Here is a 21,980-nt window from a genome sequence, read left to right on the forward strand (position 1 = left end):
GCTCGCGGGCGCCGAAAGCAGCAGAATCGACGTTTCCGGCGACGCCGTGCGCCGGCGGACAACCCCCTGACTCGCGACTCTTCCATGACTTCCTTCGAACTTCCTACCTATGCCGACGTCGAGGCGGCCGCCGCGCGTATCGCGGGCGTGGCCAATCGCACGCCCGTGCTGACCTCGCGCACGCTGAACGAGCTGGCCGGTGCGGAGCTGTTCATCAAATCCGAGAACTTTCAGCGCATGGGAGCCTTCAAGTTCCGCGGCGCGTTCAACGCGTTGTCGAAGTTTTCGCCGGAGCAGCGCAAGGCGGGTGTCGTGGCATTCTCGTCGGGCAACCACGCGCAAGGGATCGCCCTGTCCGCGAAAATCCTAGGCATTCCCGCCACGATCGTCATGCCGCACGACGCGCCCGCGGCCAAGGTCGAGGCCACCAAGGGCTACGGCGCCGAGGTGGTCGTCTATGACCGCTACACGGAAGACCGCGAAGCGATCGGGCGCCGTCTCGCCGGCGAACACGGCCTCACGCTGATCCCGCCGTACGATCACCCGGACGTACTCGCGGGGCAAGGCACGGCCGCCAAAGAGCTGTTCGAGGAAGTGGGCGAGCTCGATTATCTGTTCGTACCGCTCGGCGGCGGCGGATTGCTCTCCGGAACCGCGCTGTCCACGCGAGCACTCGCGCCCCGCTGCGTCTTGTACGGCGTCGAACCGGAGGCCGGCAACGACGGTCAGCGCTCGTTTCGCAGCGGCAGCATCGTCCATATCGACACGCCGAAGACGATTGCCGACGGCGCGCAGACGCAGCACCTGGGCAACTACACGTTCGCGATCATCAAACGCGACGTGAACGACGTTCTCACCGCATCCGACGCGGATCTCGTGAGCGCGATGAAGTTCTTCGCCACGCGGATGAAGACGATCGTCGAGCCGACGGGCTGCCTCGGGCTCGCCGGCGCGCTCAATATGAAGCAATCGTTGAAAGGTAAGCGGGTGGGGGTCATCGTCAGCGGCGGCAATATCGATCTCGAGCGGTTCTGCGCACTGGCGGCCGTGTAACGAGGTAACGAGCCGACGAGCGGCGAGCGCTCGAGCAACGTCAAGTCAGAGGGTGCACCATGAACAGCCCAACATTCGTCGCCGATCCGGCGGCGCCCGAGGAAGAAATCCCTTATTCGTCGCTCGAGCACCGGCAGCATCAGCTATTTCCCAAGCTGACCGCGGCCGAAATCGCGAGCTTGCGGCGGTTTGCGAGGCCGATGTCGTTCAAGGCCGGCGACTTCGTCTTCGAAACGGGACACGTCGCACTGGGCTTATTCGTTCTACTGAGCGGGCGGGTGCGGATCTGCTCGCGCGATCGGGCCGGCAATCGGACGCGTATCGCCGAGCACGAGCCGGGCAGCTTCATGGCGGAAATGGCTCAGCTCTCGGGCAGGCCGGCGCTCGTCGACGGCGTCGCCGAGACCGATTGCGAGACATTGCTCGTCGAGCCCGAGAAGTTGCGCGCGTTGATCGTCGCCGACGCGCAATTGGGCGAGCACATCATGCGCGCGCTGATCCTGCGGCGGCTCGGGCTCATCGAGCGAGGGCTCGGGCCGATTATCGTCGGCGACGGGTCCGATGGGCGCGTGGTCGCACTGCAAGGTTTCTTGCGGCGCAACGGGCATCCGTCCACGGTGCTCGATGCGCGTCACGACGAGGAGGCCGTCGCGCTGCTGGGGGACCTGACGTTCGAGGCCGGCGATTTCCCGCTCGTTTTTTGTCCCGATGGCTCGGTGCTGCGCGCGCCCGACGAAGTGCGCTTGGCGACCTGCCTCGGGCTCGTGCCGTCGTTCGAATCGGCGTGCGTCTACGATGTTGCGATCGTCGGCGCGGGCCCCGCGGGGCTCGCCGCCGCGGTTTACGCGGCCACCGAGGGTTTGTCCGTCGCCGTGTTCGATCAACGCGCGCCGGGCGGGCAAGCCGGCGCGAGCGCGCGAATCGAAAACTATCTCGGCTTCCCGACTGGAATTTCCGGACAGGCGCTCGCGGCCAGAGCCTATCAGCAAGCGTTGAAGTTCGGAGCGCATCTCGCGATTCCCAGCCGCGTGGTCGACGTGGCGCGCAAAGACAGCCGTTTCGTTATCTCGCTCGAAGACGGTCAAACGATCGGCGCCCGCACTGTCGTCGTGGCGAGCGGCGCCGCCTATCGCAAGCCCGCCGTTGCGAGCCTCGACCGGTTCGAGGGGCGTGGAATCTATTATTGGGCGTCGCCGATCGAAGCCAAGCTGACCCGCGGCCACGACATCGTGTTGATCGGCGGCGGCAATTCGGCGGGCCAAGCGGTGGTCTTCCTGGCGAATTTTGCGCGCAGCATTCGCGTGCTGATCCGCGGCCGCTCGCTCGAATCGAGCATGTCCAAGTACCTTATCGATCGCATCGCGGCTTTGCCCAACGTTTCCGTGTGCACGGGCTGCACCCTCAAAGCGCTCGAGGGTGACGAAGCCGGTCTGGCTCGAGTCGTGATCGACCACGACGGTGAAGCGGAAACGATCGCCTCGCGGCACCTGTTCTTGTTCGTCGGCGCCGATCCGAAAACCGATTGGCTCGCGCAAAGCGGCGTTGAACGCGATCGCAACGGTTTTGTGTCGACCGGTTTTACCGGCGACGGCAACCGTACCGCCTATCCGCTCGAGACGAGCATCCCCGGCATGTTCGCGATCGGCGACGTGCGCGCGCAATCGACGAAGCGAGTCGCCTCGGCCGTGGGCGACGGCGCCGCCGTGGTCAGTCAAATTCACGCCTATCTGCGCGACGCGCCTTGATCGGCTGCGGTGTTCTTGCCGCGCAGGCGCGGCCGCCACGCGCCGGGCGTGGATCGCCGGGGCGAGCCGTGCCAAATCCGGCGGGCAGCCGCGCACGGGCTACAATAGCGCTTTGCGCGTCGCCTGCGCCCCTGCCGGAGTGGCGCGGATTCCTGACGGCCGGTTAGTTCGATTTACCCTCTATCCTCGATTGAACGGTTTCCTTCATGAGCACTATTCTTGAAAGCCTCCCGACTGGCCAGAAGGTCGGCATCGCCTTTTCCGGCGGCCTCGACACGAGCGCCGCGCTGCACTGGATGAAACTGAAGGGCGCCGTCCCGTACGCCTACACGGCCAATCTCGGCCAACCGGACGAAGACGACTACGATTCGATCCCCCGCCGCGCGCTCGAGTACGGCGCAGCCGGCGCGCGACTGATCGATTGCCGCGCGCAGCTCGTGGCCGAAGGGATCGCCGCGCTGCAATGCGGTGCGTTCCACGTTTCGACGGCGGGCATTACGTACTTCAATACGACGCCGCTCGGCCGGGCGGTCACGGGCACGATGCTCGTCGCGGCGATGAAGGAAGACGGCGTCAACATCTGGGGCGACGGCAGCACGTACAAGGGTAACGACATCGAGCGCTTTTACCGTTACGGCCTGCTCGTCAACCCGAGCTTGAAGATCTACAAGCCCTGGCTCGACCAGCAGTTCATCGACGAACTAGGCGGCCGTGCCGAAATGTCGGAGTTCATGCGCCAATCGGGCTTCGCGTACAAGATGTCGGCCGAGAAGGCGTACTCCACCGATTCGAACCTGCTTGGCGCCACGCACGAAGCGAAAGACCTCGAAAGCCTCGAGTCGGGTATCAAGATCGTCAACCCGATCATGGGTGTCGCATTTTGGCGCGACGACGTGCAGGTCGCCAAGGAAGAAGTCACGATCCGCTTCGAGGAAGGGCGTCCCACCGCGCTGAACGGCGTGGAGTATGCCGACGCCGTCGAGCTGATGCTCGAAGCCAATCGGATCGGCGGCCGTCACGGCCTCGGCATGAGCGATCAAATCGAAAACCGGATCATCGAGGCGAAGAGCCGCGGCATCTACGAAGCTCCGGGGCTTGCACTGCTGTTCATCGCTTACGAGCGCCTCGTCACGGGTATTCACAACGAAGACACGATCGAGCAGTACCGCGACAACGGCCGCCGCCTGGGCCGCTTGCTGTATCAGGGCCGGTGGTTCGATCCGCAAGCCATCATGCTGCGCGAAACGGCGCAACGCTGGGTGGCGCGCGCGATCACCGGCGAGGTGACGCTCGAGCTGCGTCGCGGCAACGACTATTCGATTCTCAGCACGAAGTCGCCGAACCTGACCTATCAGCCCGAGCGCCTTTCGATGGAGAAGGTGCAATCGACATTCTCGCCGCGCGATCGTATCGGCCAACTGACGATGCGCAATCTCGACATCACCGACACGCGCGAGAAGCTGCGTATCTATTCGCAAGTGGGCCTGCTCACGCCGGGCGAGGCGTCGGCGCTGCCGCAGATCAAGGGCGAGGACAAGTAACGTTCCTTCGCAGCCGGGCCGCGCGTTCGCGCGGCCCGTGCGGTCATGCGCCGCATGCATGCGACGCTGACTGGTTGCGATGCCGGCCGTTTGCGGCGGCGCCGCAAGTGCCATAATCGAGGCTTCCCACGCGGCCCGGAGCAACGGCTATGAGAAGCATCGACAACCCCACCCATGATCGAGAAGTCGGCGTTGCCGACGCCACGCAGGACACCACGCGCATCGACGACGTTCGCATCGGCGCCGTGCGTCCGCTCATTTCGCCGGCCTTGCTGCAAGACGAATTGCCTGTCGAGCCCGAGGTGCAGTCGCTCGTGGAGCGCGCACGTATCGATATCGGTCATATCTTGCATGGCCGCGACGATCGTCTCGTGGCCGTTGTCGGTCCCTGTTCGATTCACGATCACGACCAGGCGCTCGAGTACGCGCACCGGCTCAAGGCCGTTGCCGACGAATTGCGCGACGATTTGCTGATCGTCATGCGGGTGTACTTCGAAAAGCCGCGGACGACCGTGGGTTGGAAAGGCTACATCAACGACCCTCGGCTCGACGGCAGCTTCAGAATCAACGAGGGGCTGCGCGCCGCGCGGCGCTTGCTGCTCGATATCAACGGCTTGGGATTGCCGGCCGCCACCGAGTTTCTCGACTTGCTCGGTCCGCAGTACATCGCGGACCTCATCGCGTGGGGGGCGATCGGCGCGCGTACGACCGAGAGCCAGAGCCACCGCCAGCTCGCATCGGGACTCAGTTGTCCGGTCGGCTTCAAGAACGGTACGGACGGCCGCGCGCAGATCGCCGCCGACGCCATCGTTGCGGCCCGGGCAAGTCATGCGTTCATGGGCATGACGAAGATGGGCATGGCCGCGATCTTCGAAACGCGCGGCAATCAAGACGCCCATGTGATTTTGCGCGGTGGCAAGAACGGCCCGAACTACGACGCGCAAAGCGTCGAGCAATGCTGCGCCGTGCTTAAGTCGGCGGGCTTGCGTGAGCAAGTCATGATCGACTGCTCGCACGCGAATTCGGGCAAGTCGCATGAAAGGCAGATCGATGTCGCGAACGACATCGCACAGCAGCTTGCCGACGGCGAACGGCGCATCATCGGCGTGATGGTGGAGAGCCACCTCGAAGCGGGCAGGCAAGATCTAAAGCCCGGCGTGCCGCTGCGCTATGGCGTTTCGATTACCGACGCGTGTTTGAGTTGGGCGCAAACGGAACCGGTGCTCGAAGTGCTGGCCGAGGCGGTGCGCCGCCGCCGCGGCGTAGTTGCGCGCGCGAATTGATCGATTCAATGCCAAGCCGGCGCGAAATCAAGGCGCTCTTCAGCAAGTCCCTCGAGTCGACTCGGCAACCAATGTCCATCAAACCATCAAATCAAGCAGATCGACGATGTGCCGTCGGATGGGCATTCTGAGACAAATCTGATAAATCGGGCTGTCGGTTCGGATGTAGCGTAACGGTTTCCCATTCGAACAGGAATCTTGATTTATGGCGGTCTATTACGCAGTCGTGGAAGGCGATCCGCTCGACAACGGAGGCGACAGTCATGTGATGGAGGGTGCGCGCCACTCGACCATCGAAGGCCCGGACGGGTGCTCGCGCGGGCAAACACACTTGGGCCAGAAGGCGTGGTGCGCGGTCTGTCAGTCGGTGGGCGTTATCGCGGCGGGTTCGGGCATATCGGATTATCTGCGTGGCTGGGACGGACGCCTGAATGCCATGGAAGCCGTCGGTGGGGATATCGTGCTCTGCAAATGCGAACAGCCCCCTCGCATCATGTCGGTTTACGCCCGTTGTTGTGAGTACATGGACGCGAGCACCAGCAGCACGGCCTGTTCCTTTGCATCGAATGCCCTCGCGTCGGCAACGCTCGCCGAATCGCAAGAAGAACTCGAACACTATTTCGAGATGGTTGACGGGAAGACCGGGGCCCCGATCGAAGGAATGACCTATAAGCTAACGAGCAATGGTCAATCTCTCGTGCGCGATTCGACGCTAGCCGGCGGGCAAACGCCCGCGTTCTCTTTCAACGAGCATCCGAATCTGACATTCGTGGCATGGTGTCAAGGGGATGTGCGATGAGCGACATAATCGGCAAGGACGCGCGATTGCTGGCCGCGATCGCTTATGGGGAAGCTTCCACGGCTAACGACCCACAGGAAATCGGGGGCATCGCGTTTGCCGTAGCCAATCGGTGTCGAGCATGGGACGGCAAGACAGTATCGGAGTTGCGCACGGCAGACCCGAACTATTCATATGCATGGGATGGCTCCAACGCCAGATTTAACAAATTGATGCGTACCCCCGACAGTGAAATTGAACTGAATCCGGGGATGAAGCTGGCTGTCTATTGGGCTCAAAAAGCATTGGCCAACGATGGGCCAGATCCGTCGAACGGAGCGTTTTGGTGGGACGGGCTCGACTTTCAAACCAACTATGCGAACCATCCCAAGGTGCGCGATGGGTTCAAATGGGGCTCAGCATCTGACAACATTTTCGACGTGCAAGAGCAACGGCGCGAAGTCATCGTACGATGGAAGGTCCGTAACAAGAAGACCGGGAAAATCGTCGATGGTGTCGAACGCGGCCGTTACGATTCGGTATGGGTTTCGACGGCAGCTCACGGCAGCACTGTATTTTGGCAGCACAACCCGGACTACCTGAAAGCTAGCGGAGGAAAGTCATACCGATGAAATCGGGAGTGATACTGATGGCGGCTTTGGCCGCCCTGTCGGCCGGTGCACATGCCGCCCAGCCCTACGACAGCTACGATGAGTTTTACGCCGCCCAGCCGGGTGCGGTGTTTGGCGCCCCGGTCGCGCAAGTGGCTGGCAGCGTCTATTCGCACCCCGGCGAGCAGGGTATTTACACGCATCTGCGATCCGTTCTCGACGGCAAGGCTGTATTGATCGATGTTGCCGAGAATCGCATAACGGTCAACGGCAAAACCTACCGCTTTACGCGCGCAACGATGTTTCCGGACGAGCATGCAGTAGACGTCTATCCTGCCGGCACGAAGGTATTTCTCGCGGCGGGAACGAGTAATCGTCCGTCCGCTATGTGTGTGGAGGGCGATGGGAGTGGTTCAGGTGAAGCTGACCGTCATAAGCAGATATTCCTTTTATTGGACCCTCTAGCTCGCAATCCGACGTTACTGCACCTGCCAAGCTTACTTTCGTCATGTCGGGCCATAGTGGCGACGAAGGATGGTAAGTTTGTCTTTCCAAAAAACAGCTATCTGTTCGATGATGCGCAGGAATCCCGCATCGGCTTGTTGGTGTCGTACTACACGTTCGAGCATCAGCGCTTTGCTTCGGTTCCGGCTCCCAAACAACTACGGCTTAAATTTGCGCATCCAGAGATACCGTTTCAATTTTCGGTTCAGGACAATGACTAAGTGGCCACCCAGGTGCCTAGGCGCACCTGGCAGAACCAGCCATCAAATAATGAGCCGGGAGATCTTGGTGCCTTCGAGCGAGACGCCGGCCATTAGACCTGCATTGGTCAGGACGAACGCTTCGACGGGACTCGTGGCCGTGGACGTATCCATATTGCCGTTCGCGCCCACGCGCACCACCGCGACCGTCGCGTCGACACCGGCCGCCCACCCTTGGCTGCCCGTGAATTTATCGAGCGCCTCTTGCGTCATGAACAGCATGACGATCGCTTTCGACTGCGCGCCGATCTGCAATCCGAACGAGGCCGCCGCGACGCTGTAGTACCCGGTCGTTTGTCCGCCGACACGCAGCGAACCTTGGCCGTACTGGCCGCCGATCCAAAAACCGGCCGAAATGACGGATGGAAACACGAGTACGCCGCGGGCATTGCCGACGAGCTCGCGCGAGCCGTTCACGGTCGAGTAGAGGCGGGTGAGCGTCGCATCGACGTCCGCATCGATCGTTGCACGCCGTCCCGCGTTCGCGGCGGGGGAACCCGATCCGGAAGGGCCCGTGGTGGTGCATCCGGTTAGCGAGAGGCCGCTCGATGCGAGCATGGCCCCGGTCATTGCGATGAAGCGACGGCGTTGCATGGATTCTCCTGACAAGCGAACAAATCGGTCGCGGCGGTGCGGCGCCGCATGCGCCGCGAGCCTAAGGCAGAGACAAGCGGGATGCGGCTTGAGTTCCGGTCTATCGAGGGTACCGGCGCGTCACGTCGATCCCCGTTCCGCGGGACGGTCGCGCTGGACGGGCGTCGTAGCATCGTTAAGCGGTGCTTAAGGCATCATCTCCGGTGATCGGCTACGATCTGAAGCTTGCCGGCGCCGACCGCCGGTAGGATGACGACAATGAACGGTACGGATGTCGATTTCGCGTGCACGCAGTGTGCGAAGTGCTGCCACGATTTGCGGTTGCCGCTCACCGTCGGCGAGGCGATCGACTGGCTCGCGCGCGGCGGCGCCGTGCAGCTCTTGTGCGAGGCGATACCTTGGTTTGCCGAGCCGCCGCCTGAGAACGTCGGGGCGGCACATAAGCGTCGCCGATCGTTCGCCGCATCGAGCGGCGAGCTGCCCGTGCGAGTGGACGTGATTCTGGCGGCCGCGTTCGCCGGGCCCTGTCCGAACCTGCAACTCGATAAGCGATGCGGTATCTACGAGGAGCGCCCGCTCGTGTGCCGCATTTACCCCGCGGAGATCAATCCGTCGGTGGCATTCGATTCGCGCCATAAGGCATGTCCTCCCGAGGCCTGGGCCACGGGCTCATCTGCGCTGCTTCGAGCGGGGCGGCTCGTCGATGCCCGCACGATCGAACTCGTCGAACGATCGCGACAGACCGATGCGAGCGAAGTCCCCGTGAAGGCTCTCTTATGTCGGGCGCTGGGTATCGATCGCGCCGCGATCTCCAACGAAGGGTTTGTGGTGTACGAGCTTGATCGAAGCGTATTGCGGGAGGCTTTGCGGCGCGCAAAGGAGCGGTTGATGACGCGTACCGCGCCGGTTGAAGGCGACCGAGAGGATGGCGATTGGCGATTGGTCTCGAATCGAGACGCGAGTCTCGCGGCGCTAGCCGCTGTCGGTGCCCATGGCGAACGGGCCGGCGTGCAGCCGAATGTACCGTTCGGGTATTTGCCGCTCCGCGATTCCGTGCCATTGCCATAAGCGGCGGCGCATCATCGATTTGCTATGGCCGCCGCTTTTTCGCCGATAGCGTGCTTTAACGATTAGCGATATATAGCGTGATTTCGAAGCCCAGGCGCATGTCGGTATAAGCGGGGGTGGTCCATTGCATGATGCACTCCTTGAGTCGTTAAGAGATCATTCGCCACGCGGCTGCGTGGTGTGATGAATAAAGCAAAGGCTATGCCGGTCACGGTAGACCGAAGCGCCAATCCGCCGTTGCGAGCGGCGGGCGCATGCGGTGCGCAGGCGCCGGGCTTCGTCGGGTGTTCCCGATCGGTACGGCTCTGTTACAGATTGGGTCAGTGTTCATGTGCCGGTGTGCAACGCGCGAGCGAAGGCACATCGCGGCTATCGATCGTCATCGGGCTCGAGCGGCTGCCTTGCTTCGGGCCGCGGCAGTTTCCTGTAAATGGTCGTGCGGGACACGCCGAGCGCCCGTGCCGCGGCCGAGACGTTGCCGTCATGCAGCGCCAGCGCGGCAGCGATCGTGGAGACCGCCACCTCTTGCAGTTTCGATCCGCTCTGGGCCGGCTCAGGACCGTGTATCGATGTGCTGTGCCGCGCGGCTAGATCTTCGAAGAAATCGTCGGGCAAGTGATGCCGCCGGATCAATCCATCTGGATCGACCATGACGGCCGCCGTTCGCAGCAGGTTGTCTAGTTGGCGCACGTTACCCGGCCATGAGCATTGCTCGAATAGCTGCATGACATCGGGCGATAGGCTCAAGCGCTGGCCCCTGTCGCCCGCCAGCGATTCGTTCTCCAATACCCGCTCGACGATCACCGCTAGGTCCGTCCGTTCGCGCAGCGGCGGCAGCTTTACGACGAGCCCGTTTAAACGGTAGTAGAGATCTTGGCGGAAGAGGTTTCGATCGATCATCTCGCGCAGGCCGCGATGCGTGGCGCAGACCACGGCGATATCGACGGATACCGACTTCGCCGAGCCGAGCGGATTGACGACACGCTCTTGCAATACGCGCAGCAGCCGCATTTGCAGCGGATAAGGCATGTCGCCTATCTCGTCGAGAAACAGCGTGCCGCCGTTCGCCTGTATCAACTTGCCCGCCGAGCCCTTGCGGCGTGCCCCCGTGAAGGCCCCTTCCTCGTAGCCGAAAAGCTCCGATTCGATCAGCGTTTCCGGGATCGAGGCGCAATTGACGGCGACGAACGGGGCGTGCCGCCTCGGCGATTCGTTATGGAGCGCCTGCGCGAGCAGCTCTTTGCCGGTGCCCGTCTCCCCCGTGATGAGCACGGGGATGTTTTTGCCGATGACACGCCGTACCTTCGCTATGACCATCGACATCCGTGCGTCTCCCGTATCGAGATCGGACAACCGCGGAGCGTTCGCCGTCCCGCCTGCGGGCAGTACGGCGCCGGTGCTCGCGACGAAAGCAGGGGGACGCGCTGCTTGTTGTTCGTTTGCCGCCGTTGCATTTCGCGGCGAGCTAATTCGCGCGAACACGACACCGCCATTGCGCGGCGTGAGTCTCACGCGGCCTTCCACGCCCGCGCGCGTCTTGTCCAATAACTGCCCCAATGTCACGCCGAGCAGCGAGCTGAGCGTATGGGTGTGGGGCGCATCGAGTGACAAATTGAGTAACGACCGGGCGTTTCGGTTGGCGGACAGGAAGGTGCCGTCGAACGTAAATGCGGCGATGCCTTCGTGCAAGGTGCCGAGCGACTCGGGCCGCGGGTGAAAGGCAACCTGTAAACGATCGCGAAACGCGTCGGCGAAGAGGCGCTCCTCGATCATGCGCACCGACATTTCGACGAGCGCCAGCGTATGCCGATGGTAGCCGCGGCAGTCGCCCGTCACGTCGAGGACCCCGACGATCGCACCATACGCATCGAAAATCGGCGCGCTCGAACATGTCATGAAGCGATGGGCGGCAAGATAGTGCTGATCGCCGCATATGGTGCCCGCGCTGCGCTCGACGAGGGCCGTGCCGATCGCATTCGTACCTTGATGGCTTTCAGCCCAGTTCGCGCCCGGACGCAAGGCGACTTTCTCCGCTCGAGCAAGGAAACCGTCATCGCCGGTCGAGTGCAAGACCAGACCCTGCGCATCGGCTAGCACGACGATACTTTGGCTATCGGCGATTTGCTTGTGCAGCGTCTCCACGAGCGGCAATGCTTGCGCCGTCCAGATCCGGTTCTCTTCGAGTTTGCGGGCGAGTTCGGCCTCCGATACGAGGTCGTAATCCGGACGCGTGAAGCTCTGAAGCCCGAAGCGTCTCGATCGCTCGTGCGCCGAGCGGACGCGGCGCATCCGGCCGCCGGTTTCCATTTCATCGTTGGGGACCGCCATCGGGTCCGGGTCCGGGGTGCCGTGCATGCTCGGCTCACGTCAAACTGTTATCGTCTTGCCGGGCGGCGCCGCATGCGCCGTTCGCGATGAGCCCAATGATCTTCCTTTCCTTGATGGCGCAGCTTTAATGACAGCGATCAAATCAGCCTCTTTACGGTTGACGCCTACCGAAACCGTGCAGGTCACCCGAATCGCCTTGCGGCGCGATGGCTACCGCATCGCATGCACGGTGGCCGGCGCGGCCGGCGGCGAGCCGGTCGTCGTGCTCCACGGCGGGCCCGGTAGCGGCAGTCAGCCGAGCGTGCTGCGCCTCGTCGATTTGGCTCGCCTGTGTGTGGTGTTGGTCGATCAACGCGGCACGGGGGCATCGGCGCCGGGCGGCAGCGTGCGTCAGAACCGGACCGATCGGTTGATCGCGGACATGGAGGCGGTTCGCCGGTATTTGGGCTATGAGCGCTGGGGCGTGGTCGGCGGTTCCTGGGGTGCCGCGCTCGCGCTGGCCTACGCGGGTACGCATCCCGAACGCGTCACCGGCGTCGTTCTGCGCGGAACGTTCCTGACTTCGGCTCGGCAAGTGCGCGGCTTTCTGGTCGAATCGCGCAAGCGCGCGCCGCGCCCATGGCGTGCGTTGTGCCGGGCGGCGCGATGCGCGGACCCGCTGCAACTGCTGCGCTGTTGCGCGAAGGCATTGGACACGCGCAGCCCTTTCGATCGCCGGCGCGATGTCGCGCTCTCGTGGAATCGATACGAGGACGCCGTGCTCGGCTCCGCCGCGGCGCGCCGTCGCGCGAGTCGAGCTCGCCTGTCGCGGCCGGCCGAACAAAGGCTGATCCGAAAGTACCATATTCAAGCTCACTATCTGACGCATCATTGTTGGCTCGGCGAGCCGCGGCTGATGCGGCACGCGCGTCGCGCCTCGCTCAGCGGCGTACCGATCGCGGCCGTGCACGGCACGCTCGATCCGGTCTGTCCGATCGAGGCGCTAGATCGGCTCGCGCGGGCCGTGCCGGGTATCCGAGCGATGCGCGTGCGCGCGGGACATCTCGGCAGCGAACCGGCATTGGCTGCCGCGCTGGCGCGAGAAATCGAGACGATGTTCGTCCGTACGCCCTAAGCGCTAATCGGCGAAGGTGCTTGGACTTACTGTAGCAATTTAAAGTGCGGCTGCTGGCGGATGCAGTGGGAGGCAGCCGGCGAGGGAGGACGGCACGCGCGTCGGTATCAAATACTGCCAAACGCGCCCGCCCGATCGTGCGGCCAAGGGGCTAATGCACGACGAGATCGCGATTCGGTGGTCGATGCCGCCGAATCGCGAACCCGGTGCCACGCGCGCGTGTCAGCGCGGTACGTTGACGATGCCTGCGTTGACGTCGATCGCATTGCTGCCTGGATTCGGCGCGATCGCGGGCAGATTCGCGGTGGTCAGCGCGGGTGCGGCCCCGGGCGTACCGCCGCGCGGGATGGTGCGGATGACTTGCGACGGCGGCAGAGCGGTGCCGTCCTTCAAGTGATGCCACATCAGGTCGAGCGCTTGCAAATAGTAGTAGTGGACCGGGATGAACCGCGTATCGAAGCCTGGAAACGGCAAGAACGCATCGAAGTGCTGGCCGTTCGTGACTTCGTACAACGCTACCTGACTGCTTGCCCCCTCTCGCTCGCTGTTCGCGGCGAGGTAGGCACGCGAAGCATGGTTGATCGGCACGAGCGCGTCGCTGCGGCCTTGTACGAGGATGGCCGGTTTGCCGTGCAAGTCGGCCTCGACCCGAATCGCGCGTACGCTGGCCGTCATCCGCGGGTCGTGCGCCGTCCACAGGCGCCGCATGCAGACGGCTCCGGCGAAGCTTGCATCGGGCGTGGCGAAGCGATGATCGGCGGCGCCGCTTACGCCGTCGTTATTGACGAGATTGATACCGCCTGTCGGCGGCACGCCGTTGCCGACGCCGAACACCGTGGGCATGGGAGGCACGCTCGGCGGCACGCCCGCCGCGCCGGTTGCCGCGTTGGTCGTGCCGAAGCTGAAGCCGCACAGATTGTCGAGCACGCTCGATCGCGTGTAGGCATTGGCATAAGTAACCGCGACGGCCGGCACGGCTTGGGAATCCCACATGGGCGCTTGCAGTAGGTCGGAATCGGCTTCGTATCCGGCCGCATGCAATTGCTTGAGCGCGTCGTCGGCTTGTGCTTGCCAATCGCCGCCCGCAACGTAACCGGCCGCTGCAAGCGATGCGCACCGGGCTTGCCGGATCGCCGTGGTTTGCGCGAGGGGCAGCGCCGTCAAGTACGGCGCCCCGGCGGCCGCTTGCGCGAGGGCGGCGCACGGTTGCAGCAAATTCGCCAGCGTGACGTAATCGGCAAGCGGCTTGCCCGCTTGCTCGATCGGCTGTCCGCTCTCGAGCACCCGCGCGCGGTGCGGCATACGCACGTTCACTTGCGGTTCGCCGACCACGACCGCCGTGATCCATCCGCGGGTGTCTTGTTCGGCTGCTTGGAGCGACGCGCCGCCGCCGTTGCTGACCGAAGCGGCGATCGTCGTGATGGTGCCGGGTTCGTATCGTACGCGGTGATGCCGGCCGCCGATACTCTGGCCGAATTGATGATTCAAGACCCAATACGCGAATTGAACGGCTTCGAGCGTGTCTTTGCCCCAATCTTGCTCGGGGTTCTGCTGCGAATGCGCGTGCTTGAACGCATATCGGTACGGATACTTGGCGTCGTAACGCGCGATCTCGGCGGCGCTTGCATTGACGGTGAACAGGCTGTCGTGCCCCGCGGTGGCGGAATCGGCCAGGCGCCCGTCCATCAGCGTGACGGTGCCGGTCATCAATTCCTGCGCGCCGTTGCCCGTGCCTTTATCGTTGTACGCCACGGCACACCCGCGTTTTAGCCCCCATTCGCCGGCTGCCGAAATAGCGCCGTACACGCCGCGCGAACCGGACGAGGTGGCGGTGACGATACACGGATTGTTCGGATCGAAACGCGCGGGCACTTGCACCATCAAGGTGACGTTTTGCTTGCCGCCGCCGTTGTCCGCGTAGGCGAGGTACTCGGTACCTGGGATCTTGCCTTCGCCGAGTGTGTCGTTGCCGTCGAGATCGACGTTCGGTCCCCAGAGCCGGCCGTATCCACCGGCCGGTGACATATCCACGAGCGCGCGATAGTTCGACCAAATGGCGAGACGGCGTAATTCGGCCGCGGTTGGGCTGGCGGGATTGGCGATTGCCGGGGCCGCGCCTTGCAGTCCCGTTTTGCCGAGGCCCGCGGTCAGCAGATCGTCGCTGACGCCGTCGTATGTCGTAGTTCGGAGGCTACCGGGAACGACGAACCACGGCAGGTGGTGCAGGCCCGGCGGCGCGCCGCGGCTATCGTCGGCATGTGCCGTGGAAAAGAGGAAGGCGCCCGCGATGGCGGTGCCCGTGACTAAGGCTGCACTTCGAGCTGCAAGAGCAATGGCTTTCATCCGCGTCTCCTAGCTTGGCTTGGCGCGATTGCGCTGTTTTCGATGCGAAGACCCTGCGTGACACTGCCATGACATCGAGCGGCGGATTTTGCGTATTGCATTCTTATTTACGCCGCCGGTCGATCACGCATTGTGCGGAAACTTCGCGCCGCCAGCAAGCGGCACCTTTCCGTTTTATCGCGTGCCGGTGACGGGGGGCGCCGCGGCTAGCGCGGCAAAATCCGTTTGCGGGGATCGACACACCGTCGCGGATCGACCGGTTCCGCATGATGGCTGCTTTGGGCCGGTACGCGCGAAGCAAGGACCTGATCGGCAAGTTTTGCGAGCTCGACGAGCAATTCGATACCGCTCATGGAGGTCGCGTGCGATGGGGCCGAAGCGATTTCGACTCCATGGCTCACGAGTTCGGCCGTCGTTTCCAAAACGTCGGCTCGTGCCGCGGTGCCCGAATGATCCGGGCGCTTCCCTGGCTGCGCATCTCCGCGATCTTGCATCTCTATGACCTCCTAACCAAAGCGGCGGCTCGGACATACGAGCCGAAGTTTGACATTAATTCCGTATAACATGTAGCATACGCAATAACGAATAACGGATCGTAACACGAATGGCCCGTGGACTTGGTGCGCCGAGGACTGATTTGATCGACTTGCTGACGTCGCCGCTCGGCGGCATCGTCGCCAAGCGGATCGATGACGCGCATGCCGCAGCCCCGGTGGCCGGATGGGCATGGCCCGATTTCGAGCGCGCGGCCGCGCGCGTGACCGTGCTCGTGCGGGCAATGAGCCGCGATCAACTGGCGAACAGCGATGCGGACCTGAACGTTTTTTTCGGCGCGGTGCCGTTCACGCTTGCGATTCCCGTTGCGGTGGCCATCGAAATGAAGTGGCCGCATCACATCGAGACGCTGCCCGAGGCTAGGCAGCGTTTGGATTTAGTGCGCAAGGCCGGTCAATATGCGTTGCTGTTCAGTGCGGAGCGCGTTGCCGATGTGCTGTCCGCGGTCAACAAGCGCGAAGCGAGGGGGTAACGTGCCGTACCTGCCGTTTCCACCGATGCCTGCGCAAACATTCGACTATTGCGTCGCACAGGCCGAACAAAAGTATCAAGTACCGTCCTGCATCCTTGAAGCGGTACATCAAGTCGAATCCGGCGGCGAGTTGCGGCCTGGGCTCGTACATGGAAACAGCAACGGCACCCGAGATTACGGGGTCACGCAGATCAATACGATCTGGGCCGACTACTTTCATCGGAAGTTCGGGATCACGGCCATGCAACTGGCCGCCGACGCGTGCCTGGCGGTGAACGGATCCGCCTACATCATTCGCTACGAGATCAATGCGACAGGCAACTTTTGGGCTGGGGTGGGCAACTACCATAGCCGCACGCCGGGCGAGCACGACCGGTACGTGATGCGCGTCGCGCGCGCTGCGCAGGAGTACGGATGTCGGATCAAGTAAGCCAGAAAAGCGCCACGCCCGTCGCCTTCATCGCCGCCGCGGGATTCGGATGCGTGCTGTTTGCGTTTTGGCACCTGAAACACGACGCGATCGTGCGCGCGGCGATGCTCCTTTGCGACTACGAGGCGCGTCCGCTCTCGGGTTGGTTGGCCCTTTCGAGCGGGCTTCGGCAGCGGGCGCACGTCTACTTTCGCTATGCGAACGTGGTTTCGTTCCAAGAAACGTTGATTCTGGCATGGCAGATCGGGGCCTTTTACCTCGCCATCCCAATTGCAGTCGCCGGATGGAGCGCGTCGCGGGCGATGCGCCACCCGATTGTGCGCGCACGCCGCGTGCACAGCGTTCAAACATTACTCGAAGCTCAAAGCAAGAGCTTTTCCGCGGTGGCGCCCGTCTTGCGGCGCGATTTGTCGAACGATCGGTCGAGCGAGTGGGCTTCGTCGATGCATCCCGAGGAATGGGTGGCCCAACATCGTCTACTCGTCGACGGGAAGCTCGACACCGACCGCGCCCGCGCGTTGCTCGTGGCGCAATTGGGCAAGCCCGTGAGTTCGTTCGACGCATTGAGCGCCGTCGAACGAGCGCTGTTCGCGGTCTTTGGTTTGAGGGTGTTTTTCAAAGATGTCGAGGCCTCCAAGGCGCTCGTCGATGCCCTTAATTACAGCGCCCAAAACGCGCACTCGAAACCGAACCTCGCATTGGCCGATGAGGCTTTCAAACGCTGCGCGCTCTCGGATCAGGCGAAACGCTGGCTGCACAAGCACCGATATCCGCGCACGCTTTTGATGGCGCTCTTGCTGGAGGCGAGGCAATTGGGTGTATTGCCGTCGTCGATGTTCATTTGGCTCAAGCCGCTCGATCGCGCGCTCTGGTACCCGCTCAATACGGCCGGGCGCAAGGTGCCGTTCATGGAATCGGCGGGCGTATTCAACCAATGGCAGGCCGAACAGGTTGCATCGGAAAACGGCTGCGTGCTGAACGGCCCGCATGTCGAGGACGCGCTAGCCGGTTTGCGGCGATATCTCGAGGACACCGGATTGCTGGCCACACCGCAATCGGATCGACAATAAGGAAAACATATGCGATTGAAATTCGAACGGAGCGACACGCGCGTGCGTGACATCGTGTTGATCGAGACCGATGGGACGGTCTATACGTCGTTCGCAAAGACCGGGTATTTGCGCGCCGCCACCCGTACGCGCTTCGCCCTTGGTCCGTCTGCGGCCACCGGAGCGTTTTCGATCTCTAGTGGACAAACGCAGACCGCGGAAGCGGGCGCGCACGGTCAGGCGAACCATGGGCTCGTTTTTGTCAGCGAAGTCGATGGCCAAGAGAAGATCGCGTTGATCGAACGTTTCGCAACCGAGGCGGATGCCGGACGCGCGCTCGGAGCGATCGAAACGGCGTTGCGGCGCGCGGCTGTCGCGCAACGCGGTTTGCGGCTGTGGAGGACCTTGCTTTGCTGGGCGGGGGCGCCGTTTCTTTTGTTTATTGTCTCCATGTCGGGCGTTCAATTTCTTAACTCGCACAACGCGGCATTGGAGGACCTGAACAAGCTCGCTCACCTTGCTCAGCAAAACCCGAGCATGTTCGGCCTTCCCGCTGTGTCGTTGCCCTCGACGGGCGCGGCCGCCGGGTCCGCGGGGCAAACTGGAACGGGCGGTATGACACCGGCGCTATCGCCTGAACCGCCGCTCGCGCCCGCCGTGGCGGCGTCGAGCGCGGCTGCGGATGCGTCCGTTGCGCCGGCCCTCTCGGCGATTGCAGCGGGGGCACCGGGCATGGCGCAGATTCACTTCGGACTCGAGCATCAACCGGCGAAAAAGACGCTATACGTTTATTCGGATCCCAATTGCCCGGCCTGCCGGCAATTTGAAGCGCACCTGAACGACCTGGCGCGCGACTTCTCCATCTACGTGATACCCGTGGCGTACCAGCATGGGTCCGCGCCCATCGCCTCGCAGATTCTGTGCGCGACCGACGACAAGCAAAAGTGGATCGAGGCCATGAATCGAGCGAATACGACCGACCCCGTGGCGGGCGAGGATTGCGAGCGCGGCTATGCGGGGCTGAAGGCGAATATGGCGATGTTCAGTTCGCTCGGCTTCGACTCGACGCCGCGTGTGGTCGGCGGCGACGGTACCGTGTATCCGGCGGGCGCGACGGCCGGCGCGATCCGCATTCGAGCAGCCGCACGGTAAGCGACGTTTATGGCGCAGCGATACGGTTCCTCGCGCTGGCAGGAGATCGATCAACAGAGGATCACCCTCGATCCGCGCACGCTCTCCGAACGTTTTGCCGGGTGGCTGCTCGAACCGCGCAACTACGCGAAGTTCCAGGTCGCCATGGCAGCAGGCGCATGCGTACTCGCGTTCGCGTGGCTGCCGATCACGATCGCGATGCTGTTGACTCACGTTTGGTTTGCGCTACAGCGGCAGACGCTGCCGATGCGCTATCCGAAGGACCTCGGCGGCATCGACCCGACGCTGGATGTGGAAAAGCCCAACCCGAACGGTAAGGGCGAGTTGGTCGAACGACGTCCCGCCGACGGCATTCTTTATCTGGGCAATCAACGCTCGAGCGACCGCGACGAGCACTTGAAGGAGCTTTGGGCGACCAACGACGACGCGCGTACGCACATGCTGCTCATGGGCACCACGGGCTCGGGCAAGACGGTGACCTTGCTGTCGTTGTGTTTCAACGCGCTGGCTTGGGGCTCGGGCTTCTTCTACTCGGACGGCAAGGCCGATTCGAGTTTGCATGCGTCCGTATGGGGACTATGCCGGCGCGTGGGGCGGGAGGACGATTACCTCGTGCTCAATTTCATGACCGGGGGCGCGGATCCTTATGGCAAACGCCGTTCGACGGAGAAGACGTCCAACGGCACGAATCCATGGTACGAGGGGAGTCCGGACTTTCTGTCTCAACTATCGTCATCGCTATTACCCAAGGCGACGGGGGACGGCGCGCAATGGCAGCAAAAGGCCGTCAACATGATGGATGCGCTCATTCGCACGCTCTGCTACGAGCGTGCCGTGGGCAATTTAACGTTGTCGATCGGCGTCATCCGCGAATATCTCGCACTGCCGAACCTCGTCAAGCTGTACCTCAAGGGAAAGCGCGGGGAGATTCCGGAGTTCGCGTTCCTGCCGATCAAGGCTTACCTCGAGACGGGCTTGCCCGGTTTTCGCCCGGAATATGCCGAAAAGCCCGACAAGTGGGATCAAACGGTCTGGGATCAGCATGGCTATTTGACGGGGCAATATGCGCGCACGCTGTCGATGCTGACGGATACCTACGGCGCCATCTTCAAAGATAAGTACTCCGAAGTGGATATGATGGACGTGTTGCTCAATCGCCGCGTCCTCGTCGTAATGATTCCGACACTGGAGAAGTCGGCGCAAGAAGCGGCGAACCTCGGCAAGCTGATCGTGTCGAGCATTCGGCTCATGATGGCGATGAACCTCGGGCACAAGCTCGAGGGGACGTATGCGGACGTGATCGACACCAAGGCCACGCGGTCTCCCGCCCCCTACATCATCACGATGGACGAGCTCGGCTACTACTTCGCCGAGGGCATCGCATTGATGTTCGCCCAAGCGCGCAGCCTTGGCTTCATGATGATCGCGGCGGGGCAGGACATTGCCGCGATGGCGAAAGGAGACAACAAAGAGGAAGTCGATTCGATGATCGCCAACACGAAGATCAAGTACTCGTTGGCGCTCGAAGATCCGGACAAAACGCTCGATGTATTCAAGAAGGTAGCCGGGGAGTCGATTTCGGTCGAAGTCGGTTCATTCGAAGGCGCGACGAGCCACTTCACGTCGGCGCACTACCGGCGCAATTTGACCGGCTCCATTCAACGCCGCGACCGCATCGATTTGCAGGAACTCAAGGCGCTCAAGGAAATGGAGGGCGTGCTTATCTTCAAGGATCAGGTCACGCGGGCGCGCAGTTTTACGTGGTTTCATTCGGTCGAGAAGACGAAGCTGCCGTTTAGACTCAATCGATTCCTGCAAGTGGATCGGCCACGCATTGCCGACCTGCCAGTGCGCAAGCGGGCGGCGCAGCGAGCGCCCGCAAGTTCGAATGCGGCAGCCCGAATCGAGCGAATCTTGCTCTCGGGACGAGCGCCCGGGGTCCCGCCGACGGTCGATCCGATCATCGATGCGGTTCGCGCAACATACCGGAGCATCGAATCGCAAGGGGGAGCGTCATCGCCCATCGAGCGCGGCATCGCGTACTACATGGCAGCCATCGAGGCGATGAAGGCAAACTCCGCTGACGAGCGGGGGCGATATTGGCGAGTGGTGGAACAGGCGGCCGCGCGGCCGCCCGAACAGCCGCAGCCGGTCGAACAGCCGCGGCCGGCCCCCGAAGCAAGGCCGCGGGCAGAAGATGCCGCCCCTGTGTCTACGCGCAATCCGCTTTACCAGGATCCGCCTCTATGCGAGAAGGCGCCGAGCGGTGCGGCCAGCTCGACGATCGGGTTTACGGACGAGACGCTCGATCGGCTCATCGAAGTGGAGGCAGCGCTTGGGCGAGAGGATCCGAGCGCATCGGTTCGGGCGATCGAAGGGCAGGTCGCGGCCCAGCTCGCCTGGACTAAGCCGCCGCTGACAGTAGCCGAGGAGGAACTGCGGGCATTGTTGGCGCGTCTCGAAGCCATGGCGGGCGCGGTAGCCGGGGGACAACTTTGATGCTCGGACGACGCGCGTTTTGCAAATCGTTTGCGGCTGCCGTCGCCGTCGCGCCGTTCATCGCGCCGGCCCGCGCGCTGGAGGCGGCCGACGTTGCCCCGCCCACGCTGCTTTGGCTGCGACGCGGATCGGATGAAGCGATGATCGACTACTCGACCGACCAGGGCTTCAGTGCCGTCGCGTGGATGCTGCGAGATGTCCGCGCCGGCGTCGTCGGTGTGCCGGAGTGGCGGCTGCTGCAGCAATGGTCGTGGATGCAGGCGTGGCTCGCGGCATATGGACGGCACGTGAGGTTCGATATTCACTCCGGTCTACGGACGAAGGAGACGAACGCCCACTATGAAGGCGCTTTGGCTTCTTATCATTTACCGGACGCTCGGGGCGTATTCCGGGCGGGCGACTTCAGTACGCCGTCGATCCCCAGCGAGTATATGGGACGGCTAGCCTATTTATCGCAGCAAGGCGGGGTGGGCCTTTATGCACGCGACTTCATCCATACCGATGTGCGGGGGCGTACGCTCGCTTGGCGGTCCCGATGAGGCACGGAAACCGCGTGCGTTCACGATTGTTCATATGATTATGGCCGATCAGTACGGAGCAT

The 21,980-nt window shown here is 62.9% G+C and carries 20 protein-coding genes; 15 read left to right on the forward strand and 5 right to left on the reverse strand.

Annotated features, from left to right (window positions below; translation table 11 throughout):
- Positions 1–84: 84 nt before the first annotated feature.
- The 7 genes from DXT59_RS18780 (at position 85) to DXT59_RS18810 (ending at position 7,736) form a co-directional block, all read left to right on the forward strand.
- Complete coding sequence (locus tag DXT59_RS18780) at positions 85–1,053, forward strand: threo-3-hydroxy-L-aspartate ammonia-lyase (RefSeq protein WP_116138371.1); 969 nt, start codon at positions 85–87, stop codon at positions 1,051–1,053.
- A gap of 59 nt (positions 1,054–1,112) precedes the next feature.
- The gene (locus DXT59_RS18785; RefSeq protein WP_116138372.1) at positions 1,113–2,798 is read left to right on the forward strand and encodes an FAD-dependent oxidoreductase; all 1,686 of its coding nucleotides are present in this window, start codon (positions 1,113–1,115) and stop codon (positions 2,796–2,798) included.
- 206 nt (positions 2,799–3,004) lie between these two features.
- Positions 3,005–4,339 carry an argininosuccinate synthase gene (argG, locus tag DXT59_RS18790; protein ID WP_116138373.1) on the forward strand — a complete coding sequence of 445 codons (1,335 nt, stop codon included), beginning with the start codon at positions 3,005–3,007 and terminating at the stop codon, positions 4,337–4,339.
- 149 nt (positions 4,340–4,488) lie between these two features.
- Positions 4,489–5,622: a 3-deoxy-7-phosphoheptulonate synthase gene (locus tag DXT59_RS18795; RefSeq protein ID WP_116138374.1), complete on the forward strand. Its 1,134-nt coding sequence runs from the start codon at positions 4,489–4,491 to the stop codon at positions 5,620–5,622.
- Between the two features lie 205 nt (positions 5,623–5,827).
- The gene (locus DXT59_RS18800) at positions 5,828–6,421 is read left to right on the forward strand and encodes a PAAR domain-containing protein (protein ID WP_116138375.1); all 594 of its coding nucleotides are present in this window, start codon (positions 5,828–5,830) and stop codon (positions 6,419–6,421) included.
- Entirely contained in the window at positions 6,418–7,032 is a 615-nt protein-coding gene (locus DXT59_RS18805; protein ID WP_116138376.1) for a hypothetical protein, read from the forward strand. The genes DXT59_RS18800 and DXT59_RS18805 overlap by 4 nt, the downstream gene beginning before the upstream one ends.
- Positions 7,029–7,736, forward strand: a complete 708-nt coding sequence (locus DXT59_RS18810; RefSeq protein WP_116138377.1) for a hypothetical protein — start codon at positions 7,029–7,031, stop codon at positions 7,734–7,736. The genes DXT59_RS18805 and DXT59_RS18810 overlap by 4 nt, the downstream gene beginning before the upstream one ends.
- A 42-nt stretch (positions 7,737–7,778) precedes the next feature.
- Here DXT59_RS18810 and DXT59_RS18815 read toward each other — a convergent pair whose 3' ends face one another.
- The gene (locus DXT59_RS18815) at positions 7,779–8,369 is read right to left on the reverse strand and encodes a BPSL1445 family SYLF domain-containing lipoprotein (RefSeq protein WP_116138378.1); all 591 of its coding nucleotides are present in this window, start codon (positions 8,367–8,369) and stop codon (positions 7,779–7,781) included.
- 258 nt (positions 8,370–8,627) lie between these two features.
- Here DXT59_RS18815 and DXT59_RS18820 point away from each other — a divergent pair, with 258 nt between their 5' ends.
- Complete coding sequence (locus DXT59_RS18820) at positions 8,628–9,437, forward strand: YkgJ family cysteine cluster protein (protein ID WP_116138655.1); 810 nt, start codon at positions 8,628–8,630, stop codon at positions 9,435–9,437.
- Between the two features lie 55 nt (positions 9,438–9,492).
- On the opposite strand, the gene pqqA is transcribed toward DXT59_RS18820, so the two are convergent.
- Together pqqA and DXT59_RS18830 are read right to left on the reverse strand one after the other, a co-directional pair.
- Entirely contained in the window at positions 9,493–9,567 is a 75-nt protein-coding gene (pqqA, locus tag DXT59_RS18825) for a pyrroloquinoline quinone precursor peptide PqqA (protein ID WP_116138656.1), read from the reverse strand.
- A gap of 239 nt (positions 9,568–9,806) precedes the next feature.
- Positions 9,807–11,765, reverse strand: a complete 1,959-nt coding sequence (locus DXT59_RS18830) for a sigma-54-dependent Fis family transcriptional regulator (protein WP_116138657.1) — start codon at positions 11,763–11,765, stop codon at positions 9,807–9,809.
- Positions 11,766–11,892: 127 nt separating this feature from the next.
- Here DXT59_RS18830 and DXT59_RS18835 point away from each other — a divergent pair, with 127 nt between their 5' ends.
- Positions 11,893–12,879 carry an alpha/beta fold hydrolase gene (locus DXT59_RS18835; protein ID WP_116138379.1) on the forward strand — a complete coding sequence of 329 codons (987 nt, stop codon included), beginning with the start codon at positions 11,893–11,895 and terminating at the stop codon, positions 12,877–12,879.
- 222 nt (positions 12,880–13,101) lie between these two features.
- Here DXT59_RS18835 and DXT59_RS18840 read toward each other — a convergent pair whose 3' ends face one another.
- Both DXT59_RS18840 and DXT59_RS18845 read right to left on the reverse strand, forming a co-directional pair.
- Positions 13,102–15,222 carry a D-(-)-3-hydroxybutyrate oligomer hydrolase gene (locus tag DXT59_RS18840; protein ID WP_116138380.1) on the reverse strand — a complete coding sequence of 707 codons (2,121 nt, stop codon included), beginning with the start codon at positions 15,220–15,222 and terminating at the stop codon, positions 13,102–13,104.
- Between the two features lie 206 nt (positions 15,223–15,428).
- On the reverse strand, positions 15,429–15,716 hold the full coding sequence (locus DXT59_RS18845; RefSeq protein WP_116138381.1) for a hypothetical protein: 288 nt from the start codon (positions 15,714–15,716) through the stop codon (positions 15,429–15,431).
- 110 nt (positions 15,717–15,826) lie between these two features.
- Between DXT59_RS18845 and DXT59_RS18850 the strand changes: the two genes are divergently transcribed.
- From DXT59_RS18850 to DXT59_RS18875, 6 genes are read left to right on the forward strand one after another with little or no spacing between them, the layout of a single operon-like run.
- Positions 15,827–16,249 (forward strand): hypothetical protein, encoded by a 423-nt coding sequence (locus DXT59_RS18850; RefSeq protein ID WP_162878136.1) that lies wholly within the window; start codon positions 15,827–15,829, stop codon positions 16,247–16,249.
- A gap of 25 nt (positions 16,250–16,274) precedes the next feature.
- Positions 16,275–16,679 carry a lytic transglycosylase domain-containing protein gene (locus tag DXT59_RS18855; RefSeq protein ID WP_116138383.1) on the forward strand — a complete coding sequence of 135 codons (405 nt, stop codon included), beginning with the start codon at positions 16,275–16,277 and terminating at the stop codon, positions 16,677–16,679.
- A complete protein-coding gene (locus DXT59_RS18860; RefSeq protein WP_116138384.1) occupies positions 16,664–17,749 on the forward strand; it encodes a secretion/conjugation apparatus DotM-related subunit in 1,086 nt (361 codons plus the stop codon). The genes DXT59_RS18855 and DXT59_RS18860 overlap by 16 nt, the downstream gene beginning before the upstream one ends.
- Before the next feature lie 9 nt (positions 17,750–17,758).
- Positions 17,759–18,880, forward strand: a complete 1,122-nt coding sequence (locus tag DXT59_RS18865; RefSeq protein WP_116138385.1) for a thioredoxin fold domain-containing protein — start codon at positions 17,759–17,761, stop codon at positions 18,878–18,880.
- A gap of 9 nt (positions 18,881–18,889) precedes the next feature.
- Positions 18,890–21,379, forward strand: a complete 2,490-nt coding sequence (locus DXT59_RS18870; protein ID WP_116138386.1) for a hypothetical protein — start codon at positions 18,890–18,892, stop codon at positions 21,377–21,379.
- A complete protein-coding gene (locus DXT59_RS18875) occupies positions 21,379–21,918 on the forward strand; it encodes a D-Ala-D-Ala carboxypeptidase family metallohydrolase (RefSeq protein ID WP_162878137.1) in 540 nt (179 codons plus the stop codon). Before DXT59_RS18870 ends, DXT59_RS18875 begins: the two co-directional genes overlap by 1 nt.
- Positions 21,919–21,980: the final 62 nt, after the last annotated feature.

It is taken from the genome of Trinickia diaoshuihuensis (assembly GCF_003390925.1).
GTDB lineage: Bacteria > Pseudomonadota > Gammaproteobacteria > Burkholderiales > Burkholderiaceae > Trinickia > Trinickia diaoshuihuensis.

Coding starts and splice junctions, on each gene's coding strand:
- DXT59_RS18855 (WP_116138383.1), top strand. CDS start 16,275: ATGCCTGCGCAAACATTCGACTATTGCGTCGCACAGGCCGAACAAAAG.
- DXT59_RS18810 (WP_116138377.1), top strand. CDS start 7,029: ATGAAATCGGGAGTGATACTGATGGCGGCTTTGGCCGCCCTGTCGGCC.
- DXT59_RS18805 (WP_116138376.1), top strand. CDS start 6,418: ATGAGCGACATAATCGGCAAGGACGCGCGATTGCTGGCCGCGATCGCT.
- DXT59_RS18860 (WP_116138384.1), top strand. CDS start 16,664: ATGTCGGATCAAGTAAGCCAGAAAAGCGCCACGCCCGTCGCCTTCATC.
- DXT59_RS18840 (WP_116138380.1), bottom strand. CDS start 15,222: ATGAAAGCCATTGCTCTTGCAGCTCGAAGTGCAGCCTTAGTCACGGGC.
- DXT59_RS18795 (WP_116138374.1), top strand. CDS start 4,489: ATGAGAAGCATCGACAACCCCACCCATGATCGAGAAGTCGGCGTTGCC.
- DXT59_RS18835 (WP_116138379.1), top strand. CDS start 11,893: ATGACAGCGATCAAATCAGCCTCTTTACGGTTGACGCCTACCGAAACC.
- argG (WP_116138373.1), top strand. CDS start 3,005: ATGAGCACTATTCTTGAAAGCCTCCCGACTGGCCAGAAGGTCGGCATC.
- DXT59_RS18850 (WP_162878136.1), top strand. CDS start 15,827: ATGGCCCGTGGACTTGGTGCGCCGAGGACTGATTTGATCGACTTGCTG.
- DXT59_RS18865 (WP_116138385.1), top strand. CDS start 17,759: ATGCGATTGAAATTCGAACGGAGCGACACGCGCGTGCGTGACATCGTG.
- DXT59_RS18820 (WP_116138655.1), top strand. CDS start 8,628: ATGAACGGTACGGATGTCGATTTCGCGTGCACGCAGTGTGCGAAGTGC.
- DXT59_RS18815 (WP_116138378.1), bottom strand. CDS start 8,369: ATGCAACGCCGTCGCTTCATCGCAATGACCGGGGCCATGCTCGCATCG.
- DXT59_RS18800 (WP_116138375.1), top strand. CDS start 5,828: ATGGCGGTCTATTACGCAGTCGTGGAAGGCGATCCGCTCGACAACGGA.
- DXT59_RS18780 (WP_116138371.1), top strand. CDS start 85: ATGACTTCCTTCGAACTTCCTACCTATGCCGACGTCGAGGCGGCCGCC.
- DXT59_RS18785 (WP_116138372.1), top strand. CDS start 1,113: ATGAACAGCCCAACATTCGTCGCCGATCCGGCGGCGCCCGAGGAAGAA.
- DXT59_RS18845 (WP_116138381.1), bottom strand. CDS start 15,716: ATGCAAGATCGCGGAGATGCGCAGCCAGGGAAGCGCCCGGATCATTCG.
- DXT59_RS18870 (WP_116138386.1), top strand. CDS start 18,890: ATGGCGCAGCGATACGGTTCCTCGCGCTGGCAGGAGATCGATCAACAG.
- DXT59_RS18830 (WP_116138657.1), bottom strand. CDS start 11,765: ATGGCGGTCCCCAACGATGAAATGGAAACCGGCGGCCGGATGCGCCGC.
- DXT59_RS18875 (WP_162878137.1), top strand. CDS start 21,379: ATGCTCGGACGACGCGCGTTTTGCAAATCGTTTGCGGCTGCCGTCGCC.